Origin of the sequence: Nostoc sp. C052 (assembly GCF_013393905.1) — a bacterium.
Classification (GTDB): Bacteria; Cyanobacteriota; Cyanobacteriia; order Cyanobacteriales; family Nostocaceae; genus Nostoc.
This window is the reverse complement of record NZ_CP040272.1, coordinates 2173798-2191863: the sequence shown is the minus strand read 5'-3', so window position 1 is coordinate 2191863 and position 18066 is coordinate 2173798. Positions and strand designations below refer to the sequence as shown.

General features: G+C 38.3%; 8 protein-coding genes. All 8 read left to right on the top strand.

The genetic code is table 11. The features are described 5' to 3' along the window. The first annotated feature begins 794 nt into the window (after positions 1-794). The 8 genes from FD723_RS08590 (at position 795) to FD723_RS08555 (ending at position 18060) form a co-directional block, all read left to right on the top strand. On the top strand, positions 795-6122 hold the full coding sequence (locus FD723_RS08590) for a non-ribosomal peptide synthetase (RefSeq protein ID WP_179064957.1): 5328 nt from the start codon (positions 795-797) through the stop codon (positions 6120-6122). Beyond that, positions 6115-11946 (top strand): type I polyketide synthase, encoded by a 5832-nt coding sequence (locus tag FD723_RS08585; protein WP_179064956.1) that lies wholly within the window; start codon positions 6115-6117, stop codon positions 11944-11946. The genes FD723_RS08590 and FD723_RS08585 overlap by 8 nt, the downstream gene beginning before the upstream one ends. Positions 11947-12014: 68 nt before the next feature. Further along, positions 12015-12869: a 3-hydroxyacyl-CoA dehydrogenase family protein gene (locus FD723_RS08580; RefSeq protein ID WP_179064955.1), complete on the top strand. Its 855-nt coding sequence runs from the start codon at positions 12015-12017 to the stop codon at positions 12867-12869. A gap of 8 nt (positions 12870-12877) precedes the next feature. Next, positions 12878-13129, top strand: a complete 252-nt coding sequence (locus FD723_RS08575; RefSeq protein WP_179064954.1) for an acyl carrier protein — start codon at positions 12878-12880, stop codon at positions 13127-13129. A gap of 37 nt (positions 13130-13166) precedes the next feature. Continuing rightward, positions 13167-14351 carry an acyl-CoA dehydrogenase family protein gene (locus tag FD723_RS08570; RefSeq protein ID WP_179064953.1) on the top strand — a complete coding sequence of 395 codons (1185 nt, stop codon included), beginning with the start codon at positions 13167-13169 and terminating at the stop codon, positions 14349-14351. Positions 14352-14354: 3 nt separating this feature from the next. Further along, entirely contained in the window at positions 14355-15425 is a 1071-nt protein-coding gene (locus FD723_RS08565; RefSeq protein WP_179064952.1) for an HAD family hydrolase, read from the top strand. Positions 15426-15441: 16 nt separating this feature from the next. Next, positions 15442-16995 (top strand): condensation domain-containing protein, encoded by a 1554-nt coding sequence (locus tag FD723_RS08560; protein ID WP_179064951.1) that lies wholly within the window; start codon positions 15442-15444, stop codon positions 16993-16995. Positions 16996-17013: 18 nt separating this feature from the next. Next, positions 17014-18060, top strand: a complete 1047-nt coding sequence (locus FD723_RS08555) for a TauD/TfdA family dioxygenase (RefSeq protein WP_179064950.1) — start codon at positions 17014-17016, stop codon at positions 18058-18060. Positions 18061-18066: the final 6 nt, after the last annotated feature.

Below are 18066 nucleotides of genomic sequence, written 5' to 3'. Positions count from 1 at the left end.
TCACACTACTTGGTCGTACCCGAAGACTAACGACAATCTTTGAAAATAATTGTCATTTAGGGTTAAGCTAGTTGAATCATATTATGAAGTGATGCAAGACACAAGATAATTAAGAATCTTTTTTATTTAAAATGTATGCCCATCTGTATGCCCAGCAGTAATTATCCTTATAACCAGACGTTTGCTTGACATATAAACAGAGATTGTATTAGTAGCTAAAACTACTTTCAAAACAAGTATTTTCCAAAGCCAAAATAGCCTTATTTATTACTAATTTGCCCTAAATAGGACGAAAATGATAGTTGATGTTGCCTATGTAAAACTTAGATATTTGTGTTGAGATGAGATTTTAAAAAGATATAGCTCGTAATTTATAAACAAAATTACATAAGCAAAGCTAATGTTTTAGTGGTTTTTTGATAAATACTATATATGAAAATTCTCTTGCTAAAGCAACTAATTCTCGTTAATGTAATCCAAGGTAAATAAAAATTACTTTCAATAGTGGAGATATTTATCCAAATAAATCAGTCTTAGTTGTTGGTTAAATTAGCTATTAAAGGCTTAAATCAAATGACACTAAGACAAACCCAAAGGTTTGTATAGCCTCGTTCCTAGTCTGGAGGCTGGGAAGCCTTCAGGGCAAAGGCTGTGCCTTCGCTCCTAAACAAAGAAGTAGTGGTAGTTGCAGGTATATCACTTCATGAATATTAGGTGTAATAAGACACAACATTTGAGATATATTTGCGTGCTTAGAGAAACACTATTAACTGCATTTGCGGTGAAATTTCACGATGCTTAAACTTTTTGATCTTGTTGGTAACTTGTCTACAGTTGTGGAAGTACTGCGCTTAAGAAGTTCTACGCAGCCAGATAGAGATGCTTTTACCTTTTTGTTAGATGGGGAAACAGAACAAACAACACTAACATATCAAGAATTAGATAGGCGATCGCGTCAAATAGCTGCTCAATTACAAGCATTGGGTTTGACTGGAGAACGCGCTTTACTACTTTATCCAGCCGGACTAGATTTTTTAGTTGCTTTTTTCGGTTGTTTATATGCAGGAGTTGTGGCTGTAACTGCATATCCCCCTAGAAATGAGCGCAACACACCGAGAATAAAAGCTATTTCTAGAGATGCACAAGCAGCGATCGCACTCACTACAACAGAAATCCTGCCTACAGTGCAGTCTTTAATGTCACAAAAGACTGATTTAGAATCCTTACAGTGGCTAACTACTGATAATCTTGCTCTGGGAATAGAAGATGCTTGGCAAGAACCCTCTATTGATCGAGATACCTTAGCTTTTCTGCAATACACTTCTGGTTCTACAGGCACACCCAAAGGTGTAATGATTAGTCATGGCAATCTACTGCACAATGCTGACACAACTTACCAATTTATGGAGCATTCTCCAGAGAGTAAGTTCGTGACGTGGTTGCCAATGTACCACGATATGGGTCTGATTGGAGGAATATTGCAACCTTTGTATGGAGGTTTTCCTTGCATCATCATACCTCCAACTTCCTTTCTCCAACGTCCTTATCGTTGGTTACAAGCTATTTCTCGCTACAAAGGGACAACCAGTGGTGGCCCGAATTTTGCTTATGAGTTATGTACTCAAAAAATTACTCCTGAACAAAAAGAGACTCTTGACTTGAGTAGTTGGAGTGTGGCATTTAACGGCGCGGAGCCGATTCGGGATTATACTTTAGAGCGGTTTGCAGCAGCTTTTGCTGATTGTGGCTTCCGTAAAGAGGCATTCTACCCTTGTTACGGGATGGCTGAAACAACTCTGATGGTTTCTGGTGTCCAGAAGGCAACATCACCGATTATCAAGACAGTCCAAAAGTCTGCATTAGAATCTAATCGGGTAGTTGAATCATCTGTTAAGGATGAGGATATTTATCATTTCGTCAGTTGTGGTCGAGTTATACCACAACTGGAAGTGGCGATCGCTAATCCCGAAACCCTCAGTAGTTGTAAACCTGATGAAATTGGGGAAATTTGGGTATCGGGGCCGAGTGTTGGCCAAGGTTATTGGAATCGCGATCGAGAGACAGCAGAAACTTTCCATGCTTATTTATCAGATACAGGTGTAGGCCCTTTTCTGCGGACGGGAGATTTAGGTTTTTTACAAAATAACGAGCTTTTTATTACAGGTAGAGCCAAAGATTTAATTATTACTCGCGGTAGAAATCTTTACCCGCAGGATATTGAATTAACCGCAGAACGCAGTCATCCATCTTTAAATTCCGGTGCTAGCGCAGCATTTACAGTTGAGGTTGACAACGAAGAACGGTTGGTAATTGTCCAAGAGTTGAAGTTTCGCGCCAAACCAAATTTAGCAGAGGTTATATCTGCAATTCGCCAAGCTGTGACTGAAGAACACGAAGTACAAGTTTATGCTGTGGTTTTGATCAAACCAGGTAGTATTGCCAAAACTTCTAGTGGTAAGATTCAACGTCGTGCAACTCGCGCTCAGTTTCAGAATGGTGAACTGAATATTATTATCAGTAAGATTCTCAAAATTAGCAAGATTGTCAGAGAGGAAACTCGATTACAGCGTTCCGAACTTTTGGCACTTTCCCCAGGGGAATGTCAACGACTTTTAGAAATCTATTTGATTGAACAAGAAGCGAGAGTACTGGCGATCGCACCAAATGATATCAGTCCTGATGAACCATTAAGCGCTCTGGGACTTGATTCTTTAAAAGTATTTGAGTTGAAAAACCGAGTTGAGGTTGATTTAGAAGTAGAAGTATCAGTAGCAGACTTCTTTGAAGGGATGAGTACGCGATCGCTAGCTACCAAGATTCTCGCTCAACTGACAACAGATCCAGTACCATCAATATCCCTTACCAAACACGATAAAAATCCATCTATTCAGCCTCTATCTTTTGGCCAGCAGGGATTATGGTTTATCAATCAGCTAACTCCCGATAGTCCTACATATAACATTCCTCTAGTTATTAACTTCAAAGGTTGCCTTAATTTAGCAATCTTACAAGATAGTCTTAACGAAATTATTAGACGACACGAAGTATTACGGACAAGCTTTACAGTAATTGATGGACAGCCAGCCCAAGTTATAAATCAAGCGCCACCTTTAATTTTGGCGGTTGAAGATTTGCGTTCACTATCAGAAAGCGAACGCCCTCAAGAAGCACAGCGTTTGGCTACAGAATTTGCACAGCAGCCATTTGATTTATCTGCTCAATCGCTTTTGCGTGCTAAAATTTTGCAGTTAAGTGAGGAAAATTATCATTTAATTATCACTCTGCATCATATAATTGCAGATGGTTGGTCTATCGGTATTCTGATCAAAGAAATAGCTGTATTATATGAAGCATTCTCCACAGGCGAACTCCCAGCACTTCCTGAATTACCAATTCAGTATCGAGATTTTGTCAATTGGCAACGAAAATGGCTTGATTTTGAGCGTATTCAATCTTTATTGACTTATTGGAAACAAAAGTTGCAAGGTGAGCTACCTGTATTAAACTTACCAACTGATCGTCCGCGTAGAAGCTTTATTTCTGATCGTCAAACATTCAAAGGCGCTCAAGGGAAATTAGTTCTATCTCAAACTCTGACAAAAGAGTTAAAGAATTTGAGCCGTCAGCAAGGAGTAACTCTGTTTATGACCTTGCTTACAGCCTTCAAAACGTTGCTGTATCGTTACACTGGTCAAACGGATATTTTAGTCGGTTCGCCAATCGCCAATCGTCACAGAGCAGAACTTGAATCATTAATCGGATTTTTTGTCAATGTTTTGGTGTTGCGTACAGAACTTTCTGGCGATTTGAGTTTTCAGGAGTTATTAACGCAGGTAAAGTCAACAGCTTTAGAGGCTTATATTCATCAAGACTTACCTTTTGAGAAATTAGTAGAAGAAATACAGCCAAATAGAGACTTGAGTTACAATCCACTATTTCAAGTAATGTTCGTTCTCCAGAATGTGCCACTATCAAATCCCAGACTGTCAGATATCTCTGTTACTTGTGAGGAAGGTTACAACGGGACATCAAAATTTGATTTGACATTATTTATGGAGGATGACGAGCAAGGGTTGGTTGCAACTTTTGAGTACAACACAGATTTATTTAATGCAGATACTATTGCTCGGATGCTGTTACATTTCCAGACTTTATTAGAAAGTATAGTTAGTAATCCCGAACAACGAATTTCCGATTTGCAATTACTGACACCATCTGAAGTACAGCAGTTATTACTTGAGTGGAATAACACCGAGACAAATTACCCACAAGATAAATGTATTCATCAACTATTTGAAGCACAGGTAGAGAAAACGCCATCTAATATTGCTGTTATTTTTGAGAACCAAAAATTAACCTACCAAGAGTTAAACGAGCAAGCAAATCAACTAGCACACTACTTACAAAAACTAGGGGTGAAGCCAGAAGCAATTGTAGGTGTGTGCATGAAGCGCAGCCCAGAAATGCTGATTGCATTGTTGGCTATCTTAAAAGTAGGCGGGGCTTATGTACCCCTAGATCCAGCCTATCCCCAAGAACGCTTAACTTTCATGCTAGAAGATAGTCAGTCCAAGATACTGCTGACTCAAAGCCATCTAGTTGAATTGTTTACTAAATCAAATGTGCATATTGTCTGTGTCGATAGAGACTCACAATTACTTAGCCAACAGAGCCGAGAAAATCTGTTTAGTGAAGTAAAATCCAATAACTTAGCTTATGTCATCTATACTTCTGGTTCTACTGGTGTACCAAAAGGTGTTGCGATCGCTCATCAGAGTTGTGTTGCTTTCTTAACATGGTCAAGAGAGGTTTTTACAGATAATGACCTTGCTGGAGTTTTAGCATCAACCTCTATTTGCTTTGATTTGTCAATATTTGAACTTTTTGTTCCTCTCAGTTGGGGTGGTAGAGTAATTCTCGTAGAGAATGCTTTGCACTTACCCTCATTGGTTGCGGAAGTCAGCTTAGTTAATACAGTCCCAAGCATCATTGCAGAATTACTGCAAGCAGATGGTTTACCTCCTTCAGTCAGGACGGTTAATCTTGCTGGCGAACCACTACAACATCAACTTGTAGAGCAGATTTATCAAAACGATCGTATTCAGAAAGTTTTAAATCTTTACGGCCCCTCTGAAGATACGACCTATTCCACATTTACTCAAGTAAATAGAGATAGCAACGTCACTATCGGCCGTCCGATCGCCAATACAGAAATTTATTTACTTGATCCTAAGTTGCAACCAGTACCAATTGGCATACCAGGAGAAATTTATATTGGTGGTGCTGGTTTAGCTAGAGGTTATCTAAACCGACCAGAGTTAACAAAAGAGCGGTTTATATCTAACCCCTTCCAAGGAAGCGGAGGAGCAGAAATTCTTCCTAGTCCTCGCCTTTATAAAACTGGAGATTTAGCTCGTTATTTACCAGATGGAAATTTAGAGTATTTGGGGCGAATCGATCATCAAGTTAAGATTAGAGGATTTCGGATTGAGTTAGGTGAAATTGAGAATGCCTTGCTTAAACATCCAGCAGTCCAGAAAATTGTAGTTTTGGCGAGAGAAGATAAACCACGTGTTCAACAATTGGTGGCTTATATTGTACTTTTACCAGACCAGAAACTTACAACTAGTGAACTGCGAAGCTATCTCAAAGAACTGTTACCAGAATATATGCTTCCTGGTGTTTTTATCTTCCTAGACACCTTACCACTTTTGCCTAACGGAAAAGTCAACCGTCGTGCTTTACCTATACCAGAAGCTTTACGTCCAACATTGACGACTAGTTATGAAATACCTCAGTCAAAAATTGAACAGCAGATAGCAAAGCTTTGGCAAGAGGTGCTACATCTCGAACAAGTGGGTATTCATGATAATTTCTTTGACCTTGGTGGACATTCGCTACTAATGATTCAAGTGAATCATAAATTGCGGTCAATTTTGCAGCGAGAGATATCAGTTGTCACCATGTTTCAGAACCCAACTATTTACTCACTGGCGCAATATTTAAGTCAACAGCGACAGCTTTCTTTTACAGGAACGCGCGATCGCACTCAAAAGCAAATTGAAGCTATTAACCGCCAAAAACAACAATTGAGTAAGCAAGGTAAAAAGATTTATGGTTAGCACTACACATAATGATGCTGTAGAAGGCATTGCCATCATTGGGATGGCAGGACGTTTTCCTGGTGCTAAAAATATTGCAGAATTTTGGCAGAATTTACAATCTGGTGTAGAGTCAATTTCTCTCTTCACAAATGAAGAGGTAGTATCTGACGGCATCGAGTCTGCGATCCTCAGCGATCGCAATTATGTAAAAGCCAGCGCCATCCTCAAAGATATCGATTTATTTGACGCGGCATTTTTTAGTTTTAATCCTAAAGAAGCAGAAATCACTGACCCACAACACCGAATTTTTTTAGAGTGTGCTTGGGAAGCATTAGAAAATGCTGGCTATGATTCTAATCGGTGTGACAGTCGGATCGGGGTTTATGCTGGTGCTAGCCTCAATAACTATTATTCATTAGATTTAAACCGCGATCCCATAGGATCGGCGCAATGCTACCAGACATTAATTGGTAATGATAAAGATTTTCTCACTACCCGTGTTTCTTACAAATTAAATCTCACTGGCCCAAGTATTACGATCCAAACAGCTTGTTCCACCTCATTAGTTGCAACAACACTTGCTTGTCAAAGTTTGTTGAATTATCAATGTGATATGGCTTTAGCTGGTGGGGTTTCTATCCACGTACCCCAGAAAACAGGTTATTTGCATGAACCAGGTGGAACACTATCTCCTGATGGTCATTGTCGTGCTTTTGATGCTAAAGCGCAGGGAACAATTATTGGTAATGGTGTGGGAGTTGTCCTCCTCAAGCGATTGAGCGATGCTTTAGCAGATGGTGACTGCATCCATGCCGTAATTAAAGGTTCAGCGATCAATAATGATGGCTCTGGTAAAGTTGGCTACACAGCACCTAGCGTCAATGGTCAAGCAGAGGTGATTGCCGAAGCCATGATGCTAGCAGGAGTTGAACCTGAGACAATCAACTATATTGAAGCTCATGGTACTGGTACAGCTTTAGGCGATCCTATTGAAATTGCCGCACTCTCGCAAGTCTTTCGTAGCAATACCAACAAAAAAGGCTTCTGTGCGATGCCTGCGGCGGGCGTGGCCATCGGTTCAGTCAAAACAAACATCGGTCATCTAGATGCAGCCGCGGGGATTTCAGGACTGATCAAAACAGTTTTAGCCCTAAAACATCAGCAAATACCACCCAGCTTAAATTTTGAAGAACCCAATCCTGAGATTGATTTTGCCAATAGTCCTTTTCACGTTAATACCAAGTTAGTAGAATGGAAGGCGGGAAGTACTGTTCGGCGTGCTGGTGTGAGTTCCTTGGGTATTGGTGGGACTAATGCTCATGTCATTCTAGAAGAAGCACCAGTGCTGAAACCTTCTAGCCCTTCGCGTTCTTGGCAGTTGTTGCTACTTTCTGCCAAAACTGAATCGGCTCTAGAAACTGCAACAGAGAATCTAGCTAATCACCTCCAACTACATCCTGATGTGAACTTAGCGAATATCGCGTATACCTTGCAAGTGGGACGTGCTGAATTCAATCATCGTCGCGTACTGGTGTGCCAAGATGTCGAAGATGTAGTCAGCACTTTACAGTTACAAGATTCGCAAAGAGTTTTTACTCGCCCAGTTGAAAATAGCGATCGCCCCCCCATCGTCTTCATGTTCCCTGGACAGGGCGCTCAGTATGTGGATATGGGTAAAGAACTTTACCAGACTGAACCGATTTTTCGGGAACAGGTCGATTTGTGCTGTCAATTGCTGCAACCACATTTGGGGTTGGATCTGCGATCGCAGATTTATCCCAACGAGTCTGAGTCAGAAGCCGCAGCCGAAAAACTGCAACAAACTGACATTACCCAACCTGCATTGTTTGTCATAGAATACGCTTTAGCTCAATTGTGGATGTCATGGGGCATTTCTCCCCAGGCGATGATTGGACACAGCATCGGGGAATATGTTGCCGCTTGTTTAGCTGGTGTTATGTCTCTTGGCGATGCTTTGGCTATAGTCGCTGCTCGTGGGCGATTAATGCAACAACTACCATCTGGTGCTATGCTCTCCGTACCTCTGCCAGAAGAAGAAGTTGTAGCTCTACTAGATGAAAATTTATCCCTCGCGGCCAGCAATGCACCAGCCTTGTGTGTGGTTTCGGGAACCCACGATGCTATAGATGCATTTCAACACAAGCTGCAAGATCGAGGTATAGACTGCCGCCGTCTCCATACTTCCCATGCCTTTCATTCCCCAATGATGGAACCCATATTAGAGGCATTCCAGAAAGAAGTAAGCAAAGTCAAATTACATCCTCCAAAAATTCCCTTTGTTTCTAATGTCACAGGAACCTGGATTACAGCAGAGCAAGCTACAGATTCAAATTACTGGGCAAAACATTTACGGCAAACAGTGCGGTTTGCAGCAGGCATTGATACATTGTTGCAAGAGCCAAATCGCATCCTACTAGAAGTTGGGCCAGGACGCACTTTATGTACCTTTACTAAAAAGCATTTAGATTCCCCAGGATTATCATCATTACGGCATCCTCAAGAAAAACAGTCGGATCTTAGATTCTTATTGAACACATTAGGTAAACTCTGGTTGTATGGAGTACAAATAGATTGGTCAAAATTCTACACCAACGAGTATCGTCATCGTCTTGCCCTGCCAACATATCCCTTTGAGCGACAGCGTTACTGGATTGAACCCGAAAAACTTTCACCTTTAACAAAAGGACACCTCCAACAAAAACCAACAGCACTAGAAATTTGGAAATCTTTGGTAGAAGTTAGTCAGTTCCAAGCAAGTGAAGGAATCTCTAAATTTGACAATCACACTTATCTAGCGAACAAACAGTGCTTGGAACATTTATGTACCGCCTACATGAATCTTGCTTTAAGGCGCTTAGGTGCATTCAACAAGGCATCACAGAACTATTCTCTTGAGGAGTTGTTTGAGCAATGTCAAATTATTCCTCGCTACCGACAACTATTGTGTCGCTGGCTGGATGTCTTAGCAGAGCGAGGCCACTTAAAGCAAGATGGGGAACTCTTTACAAACCTTCTGCCATTGCCAGCAGACTCTATTGATAGTTTAGTAAAAGAATTCAGAATTAGATGGGCTGATACACCTCAACAGATAGAACTCGTCCAGAACTATGGTGAAAATCTGGCAGACATACTTATTGGTGAAAAAGAACCATTAGAGTTATATGCTGCTATCTTAGCCAAGGAAGGAAAAATTTCTCGGCAAAACTTGCCCGCAGATGTCTACTATAACGCCATTATCCAAGCGAGTCTTGAGACTGTAATAAAGTCATTACCATCCAAGGTAAATCTCAGAATCTTAGAAATTGGGGGTGGAACTGGTATTACCACCGCAGAATTGCTACCTATATTGCCATCCCAGCAAACCAATTACACCTTTACTGATGTAGGCAGTTTTTTCCTAACCGAAGCTGAAAAGAAATTTAGCGCCTATCCATTTGTTGAATATCAGTTACTAAACATTGAGCAGCCTCCATTTGAGCAAGGGTACAAAAACCACAGCTTTGATGTAGTAGTAGCTGTAAATGTGCTGCATGTGACTCAGGATATAGGAAAAACTCTTGAGCATATACGCTCTTTATTAGCTCCTGAAGGTCTGTTATTAATCCAAGAGATAACGCAACCTCAATTAGACTTCGACATGATTGATGGTCTGTTGATGAATCCCTTAGAGGATAAACAACGAAGTAGAGGTAATCCCTTTTTATCAGAAAAACAGTGGCAAGAAGCTCTACATAATCATGGGTTTGTTGAGGTAGCGGCTTTTTCTGAAACTGATGCTTTTGGACAATATGTTTTCGTCGCTCAAGCTTCTGCGTCAACAACATTACTCGCAGCTTCAGCATTTACTGTAACCGTTGAGCAAATAGATGCTGAAAACAAATCTCAAGTTTCATCACACGAAAAACGAGACATTTCTGACTGGTTTTATATGCCATCTTGGAAACGTTTAATGCCGCCTCAGCCGTTTAACTCAAAGCTTCAGTCAACTCAGGCAGGGTGTTGGTTAATATTTATCGATGAGTGCGGCTTGGGTGATAAAATCGTGCAACGACTTATCCTTGAGGGTAACAATGCAATTATCGTCAGAATAGGAAAGCAATTTAGTAGTGAAATAGTATCTGAGCAACGCGTATATACTATAAATCCTCAACGACAGGATGACTACTATGCCTTAATCAAAGAACTTAGTGCATTGGAGTTGACTCCAAACAAAACTTTACATTTGTGGAATCTTACATCGAACAGTCACACAGAATTAACAATTGAGTCCCTTGAAAGGTGTGAAACTCTGGGCTTTTACAGTCTGATATTTTTAGCACAAGCACTTGCAGAACAGCAAAGTCTAACAAATCCTATGCAAATTGAAATTGTGTCAAACAATTTGCAAGAAGTAACAGGCTCAGAGGTGTTAGACCCAGGTAAGGCTTTTGTATTAGGCCCGTGTAAAGTCATTCAGCAAGAGTATCCGAATATCACCTGTCGTAGCATTGATATCGTAATTCCTGAAACAGAAAATTGGCAACAAGAAAAACTTGTAAATCAGCTACTAGCAGAATTCACAATTCAGTCGTCAGACCGTGTTGTGGCATATCGTGGAAATTATCGCTGGGTGCAAACTTTTGAACCCATCCGCTTGGATAAAGTAGTCGAAGCAAAACCCCAATTAAGGGTAAAGGGAGTTTATCTGATTACGGGTGGATTAGGAGGAGTTGGTCTTTTCAATGCAGAATATCTAGCGAAGACTGTACAAGCAAAACTCATACTGATAGGACGTTCAGATTTTCCTAACCGAGATGAGTGGTTACAATGGCTATCAGATTATGGTGAACAAGATAGCATCAGCCGTAAAATCCAGAAATTACAAGAACTTGAGGCGTTGGGTACAGAAGTTTTAGTGCTGAAAGCTGACGTTACCAATCGAGAACAAATGGAAGCAGCAATTACTCACGCAAAGAATCGATTTGGTCAGATTAACGGGGTAATTCATAATGCTCTAGAAGACAAAAAAGAATTAATTGCACAAAAAAAATTAGAAATAGGAAGAGTTGTTTTTACACCTAAAATAATCGGGACAATAATACTCAATAATTTTTTCAAAGATGCTGAGTTAGATTTCTTTGTAATGACTTCATCACAAGCAGCAGTTCTAGGCGGAATTGGGCTAGTAGAATATACTGCAAAAAATGCCTTTCTTGATGCTTTTGCTTACTATAGTGCCTCTAAATATGGCAAGTTTATTGAATCCATAAACTGGGATATATGGAATACTCCAGAATGGATTGCTAAAACAGAGTTATACCGTGTATCAGGATTAAAACTTGAAGAGACAGGATTAACCCTTGAAGAGGGTATGGAGGCCTTTGAGCGTATTCTATTTTGTAGCATAATGCCTCAGATAGTGGTATCAAAAAGCGATTTTCATAACCTGATTAATCGTAATTTGATTAACCTAAAAGATACTCTAAATTCATTAGAAGAGGAAACTAATAAGGTTATTCAAGTCAAAAAAACTCACTCTCGTCCCAACCTGAGAAATACATATATCGCTCCACGTAGTGAGATTGAGCGCACTCTGGCTGACATCTGGCAGGAAATTTTTAGTATTGAACAGATAGGAATTTATGATAATTTTTTTGAGTTGGGAGGAGACTCTTTACTTGCCACTATTGTGATTTCTCGACTCCGTAAAACTCTCGATATAGAACTGCCTTATAAACGTTTCTTCGATGAACCAACTATAGCTAAGTTAGCTTTAGTAATTGAAGAAATTTTCATAGAAGAGTTAGAAAAATTGCCTGAAGATGAAGCACAGTTGATTTGAGAAAGCAAAAAAATGATGTGCAATTGTCAAACTAGACAGTAAAAGTTAGTTCGTTCAGGATATTAATCATGAAAATTCAAGTTATTGGAGTTGTCGGAGCCGGTGTTATGGGAATAGGAGTCGCCCAAAACCTCGCTCAAACTGGCCATCAAGTAATACTCGTAGATATTTTTGAAGATATCCTGGATAAAGCTAAACAGGAAATCAGGAATAATATCCGCTTTCAGGGTTTTTTCAAAAAAAGTGACAAAACGGAAACTCCAGATAGTATCCTCAAGAAAATTGAGTTTTCTACAAACTATAATTTTCTAGAAAATGTAGATTTTTTAGTAGAAAATGTCACCGAAAAATGGGATATTAAAAGAGAGGTTTATCACCTAATCGATTCTATTTGTCCAGCAGATTGTGTATTCGCAGCTAACACATCAGCTATTCCCATTACTCGTATTGCTTCAGTTAGCAAACGTGCTGATAAAATTGTTGGTATCCACTTTATGAATCCTGTACCAATGAAGCCAATGGTAGAGATGATTCGTGGATATCATACCTCTGAGACAACAATTGAGACAGCAAAACAAATGCTGACTCAAATGGGTAAAGAATGCATAATTGTTAATGATTCACCAGGTTTTGTTTCTAACCGTGTGTTGATGTTAACTATTAACGAGGCTGTTTTTTTATTGCAGGAGCAAGTTGCTACAGCAGAAGATGTGGACAAGATTTTTAAAGGCTGTTTTGGTCACAAAATGGGGCCTTTAGAAACAGCAGATTTAATTGGACTAGACACAATTTTATTTTCTATCGAAGTCTTGTACGAAAACTTTAACGATAGCAAATACAGACCATGCCCTTTACTCAAAAAAATGGTGGATGCAGGGCTGCATGGTAAAAAAAGTGGTAAAGGTTTTTACGTATATCAATAAATAGACTAATGAGTGAAATTCAAGCTAAAATCAAAACTTTTCTGTCAAAATTTTTCGGCAATCATGATTTACAATCAGATGAAGACATTTTTGCTCTAGGTTTTGTCAATTCTATGTTCGCTATGCAGCTTGTTTTATTTGTAGAGCAAGAGTTTCAGATTGCGATTGAAAACGAGGACTTAGAATTTGAAAATTTCCGCACAATCAACTCTATCGCCAATTTAATTACACGTAAAACTGCTATTTTCGTGCAGTCATAAAATATAAATTGCTATTTTATGTGGCAGAAATGGTATTATGAAACTGGAACTTTCTACTCAACAAAAAAACGCTAAAGCTGAATATAGAGCTTTTGTTAATCAGGAAATATGCCCTGATGCTGGCGAATGGGATAAGAAAGAATTTACCCCGCCAGAACTAATTAAGAAAATAGCTAAACGTGGTTTTCTCGGTGCCATATTATCCCAAGAATATGGCGGGCAAGGAATGGACATGATTACCTATGGCATTCTCAACGAGGAAATTGGACGGGGATGTTCTTCTGTCCGAAGTTTGTTGACAGTTCACAACATGGTTGCTCATGGTTTGTGTAAATGGGGTAATAAATCTCAAAAACAGTATTGGCTTCCTAAATTTGCATCTGGTGAAACTATTGCTGCTTTTGCGTTAAGCGAGCCGAATGTAGGTAGCGATGCTAAAAGTGTAGAAACAACAGCAACACTTGCTGGTGATGCTTATGTCTTAAATGGGCAAAAGAAATGGATTACTTACGGACAAATAGCAGATATATTTTTAGTCTTTGCTAAATGCGAGGGTAAACCCACTGCTTTTTTAGTTCAAAAAAATAGTCCTGGACTGTCAGTAAAACCAATATCTGGGCTTTTAGGTGTTAGGGCTTCAATGTCAGCAGAATTACACTTTAATAACTGTCAGGTTTCTTTAGAAAATTTAGTAGGTAAATTAGGTTTTGGATTTTCCTATATTGCTGCTACTGCACTTGATTATGGTAGATATAGTGTGGCTTCAGGTTGTGTAGGTATTGCTCAAGCTTGTTTAGAAGCTTGTATCAAATACACAAGCGAACGAAAACAGTTTGGCGTTTATCTGAAAGAACATCAATTAATCCGCCAAATAATTAGCCAGATGGTAACTAACGTGAAAGCAGCAAGACTGTTATGTTATCAAGCTGCTTATCTCAAAGATATTAACGATCCCAACTCAATTATGGAGACTTCTATTGCTAAGTACTTTGCATCTACAACTGCTACCAAAATAGCAAATGATGCCGTGCAAATTCATGGTGGCAATGGTTGTAGTAGTGAATACCCAGTTGAAAGGTATTTACGCGACTCTAAAATTATGGAAATCATTGAAGGTAGTACTCAAATTCAAGAAATTACTATCGCCGATTCAGGTTATCAAGATTATCTTTTGGCAAATGTTTCTACTGGCTTAGAAAAGAAATTAGCAGAGAGAAGTTAATATATGATTAGTACTGAAGAACAAGACGTAAATAGTAAGCAAAAAGACAAAAAAGTTATTAAATGTGTCGTTTGGGATTTAGATAATACCATCTGGCATGGAGTTTTGCTAGAAGATGAGAAAGTTTCTCTAGTAAAAAATATAGTAGATATTATTCATACTTTAGATAGTCGTGGTATCATACAATCTATAGCTAGTAAAAATGAACGAGCTATAGCAATAGCTAAACTAGAAGAATTTGGGTTAAGAGAGTATTTTTTATATCCACAAATAAATTGGAATTCTAAGGCTGCTTCTCTCAAAGAAATTGCTAATATACTTAATATTGGAACTGATGCGATCGCATTCATTGATGACCAATTATTTGAGCTAGAAGAAGTAAAATTTTCTTTGCCAGAAATCCTCTGTATAAATGCAGATAAGATCGGAAATATTTTAGATATGCCTGTCATGAATCCTCGGTTTATTACGGAAGATTCACGAATTAGAAGGTTGATGTATATTAGTGATATTGAACGTCAAAATGCAGAGAAAGAATTTGTTGGCACAGCAGACGAATTTTTAGCTACTCTCAATATGAATTTCACTATCTCATCTGCCAAAGAAGAAGACTTACAGCGGGCAGAAGAGTTAACACTACGAACTAACCAATTAAATACAACTGGTTATACCTACTCTTACGATGAACTCAATCATTTTCGCCAATCAGACAACCATAAACTACTGATTGCAAGTCTGGAAGATAAGTATGGTAGCTACGGAAAGATAGGTTTAGTTCTAATCGAATGCCAGCCTAATTCATGGACAATAAAGCTGTTGCTAATGTCTTGTCGCGTCATGTCTAGAGGAGTTGGGACAATAATGATGAATCATATTATGAGTATGGCTAAAAGTAATAATGTCCGTCTTGTGGCAGAGTTTGTACCAAACGATCGCAACAGAATGATGTATGTATCTTATAAATTTGCTGGGTTTAAAGAAATTGCTAATAATAGCGGTTCAGTTATTTTAGAAAATGATTTGAGTAGGATTCAGCCTGTACCTTCTTATGTAGAATTCCAAGTAATTACTTAATTATAAGGATGAGATTATGGATAGCAAAGCAGATGAAATTATTAAACGACGTTCTCAACTCTCACCTGCTAAACAAGCAATTTTAGAAAAGCGCTTACAAGGTAAGCACAAGCCTGACACTCAACAAATTGAACGAGTTTCACGAGATTTAGAATTACCCCTATCTTTTGCCCAGCAGAGATTGTGGTTTTTGCATCAATTAGAGCCAAATTCATATACTTATAACGATCATGGCGCAATATTATTACAAGGTTCACTCAATATAAAAGCTTTAAAGCAAAGCATTAATGAAATAGTGCGAAGACATGAAATTTGGCGAACCAGTTTCCAAATTGTCAATGGACAACCAGTTCAAATTATTGCTCCTGCTTTAGAGATACCCTTACCAATAATAGATTTACAAGATTTACCTAATACTAAACATGAAGCAGAAATCCAAAGGTTAAGACTAGAAAATTATCAACAACCATTTGATTTAGCACAGGCTCCCTTATTACGCTTGACTCTTTTACAGTTGAAAACTAGGGAATATGTACTGTTGCTAACGATACATCATATTATCATTGACGGTTGGTCACAAGGAGTGTTTCTCCGAGAATTGTCAGTACTTTATGAAGCCTTTTCTAGTGGTAAGCCTTCACCACTTATGGAGATTAATATTCAGTATGCAGATTTTGCTAGTTGGCAACAAAATTGGTTACAGGGTGAGGTACTTGATACCTTGCTTACATACTGGAAAAAGCAATTGGGAGATAAGTTACCAGTTTTAAAATTACCTACGAGTCGCCAACTATCAAAAAATAAAACCTTTCAGGAGGGCAGGGAAACTTTGATGATTTCTAAGACATTATCCCAAGAAATTAAGAACTTAGGTGATAGTCTTGGAACAACATTATTTATGACTCTACTCGGAGCATTTAAGGTTTTACTATATTGCTATACAGGTGAAAAAGATATTGTTATTGGTACTGATATTGCGAATCGTAATCTAATTGAAATAGAGAATTTAATTGGTTTTTTTGTTAATCAATTGGTGTTACGTAGTTCTCTATTGGAAAATCAAACCTTTAACGATTTTTTGCAGCAAGTACGTAAAGTATGCCTCGAATCTTATGCTCACCAAGATTTACCATTTGAGAAATTAGTTAGCGCTCTTAATCCTCAAAGAGAATTAAACCAAACTCCTATATTTCAAGTCAAGTTTATCCTTCCCAGTACTCCTACAGATACTTTAGAAATTTCAGATTTAACTTTCACTCGTTTAGATTTATTAGTAAATACGGTAGCAAGATTTGATCTTCTTCTAGAAATAACTAATACAGAGCTAGGAATAGTTGGTTTATTTAAATATAACAAAGACTTGTTTGATTCTATTAGTATTAGCAGATTAGTAAAGAATTTTGAGATAATTTTATCTCAAATTATTATAGACCATAATATCAAATTAAATCAACTGAAAGAAATTCTAATTAATTTAGATAAAGAATATCAATTAAATGAAGAACGAAAGCGAAAAGAAGAGTATAAACAAAAGTTAAGCAGAGTCAAGCGAAAAATAATTAAACCATAACCGAAATTGATTAAAGAAATGAAACAGGTAAAAACAACTAACTATAATTCTCAGCATAAATTCCCTAAAGTTGCTAGAAAATCTATCAATTTACAAACTGAACTAATCACAATAGATAATTTTGGAGATGAGCAAACTCTACCGTTAGTTATACAACCATGCGTACCTGATATAGATATCGCAGATTGGGCGGGGGAAAATCGGGAATTTATAGATACGAATTTAATTAAATATGGTGCTATCCTTTTCAAAGGATTTAGTATTACTACAGCAGCCGCATTTGAAAGATTTGGTCTAGCAGTTTGCTCAGAACTATTCAATGAGAATGGTGAACACCCTCGCCAAACGTTAAGTGGTAAAGTTTATACTCCAGTTTTTTACCCTGCTGAAAGCAAGTTGTTGTGGCATAACGAGAACTCTTTTAATCATCGCTGGCCTATAAAAATTTTGTTTGGCTGTTGTCAACCTGCACAGCAAGGAGGAGAAACCCCAATCGTTGATAGTCGTAGGGTATTTCAACTTATTGAACCCAAGATTAGGGAAACATTTGTTGAAAAGCAAGTTATGTATGTTCGTAATTATGGAAACGGATTAGGGTTGGACTGGCAAACGGTTTTTCAGACTCAAAGTAAAGCTGATGTAGAAAAGCTTTGTCAAAATAATTTAATTGATTTTGAATGGAAAAACGATGGTGGATTAAGAACTATTTCTATTCGCCCAGCTGTAATTAAGCATCCTCAAACAGGTGAAATTTCTTGGTTTAATCAAGCGCAACATTGGCATTTAGCTTGTTTAGATACACAAACCCGCGAGTCGCTAATTTCATCTTTTAAGGAAGAAGATTTGCCCCGAAATTGCTTTTACGGAGATGGTACTCCTATTGAAGACTCTACAATGGTTGATATTTGTGGGGTATATCAGAGATTAGAAGTATGTTTTCCTTGGGAACAAGGTGACATATTATTACTGGACAATATGTTAACTGCTCATGCACGCAATCCTTATGTGGGAGAACGCAAGTTATTTGTTGCGATGAGCGAACTTATGAGTTTTAGTAACCTTTAAATTGGG

Bases quoted from the DNA above. Each gene is read 5' to 3' on its own strand.
- FD723_RS08565 (WP_179064952.1), top strand. From the start codon at position 14,355: ATGATTAGTACTGAAGAACAAGACGTAAATAGTAAGCAAAAAGACAAA.
- FD723_RS08560 (WP_179064951.1), top strand. From the start codon at position 15,442: ATGGATAGCAAAGCAGATGAAATTATTAAACGACGTTCTCAACTCTCA.
- FD723_RS08585 (WP_179064956.1), top strand. From the start codon at position 6,115: ATGGTTAGCACTACACATAATGATGCTGTAGAAGGCATTGCCATCATT.
- FD723_RS08590 (WP_179064957.1), top strand. From the start codon at position 795: ATGCTTAAACTTTTTGATCTTGTTGGTAACTTGTCTACAGTTGTGGAA.
- FD723_RS08570 (WP_179064953.1), top strand. From the start codon at position 13,167: ATGAAACTGGAACTTTCTACTCAACAAAAAAACGCTAAAGCTGAATAT.
- FD723_RS08575 (WP_179064954.1), top strand. From the start codon at position 12,878: ATGAGTGAAATTCAAGCTAAAATCAAAACTTTTCTGTCAAAATTTTTC.
- FD723_RS08580 (WP_179064955.1), top strand. From the start codon at position 12,015: ATGAAAATTCAAGTTATTGGAGTTGTCGGAGCCGGTGTTATGGGAATA.
- FD723_RS08555 (WP_179064950.1), top strand. From the start codon at position 17,014: ATGAAACAGGTAAAAACAACTAACTATAATTCTCAGCATAAATTCCCT.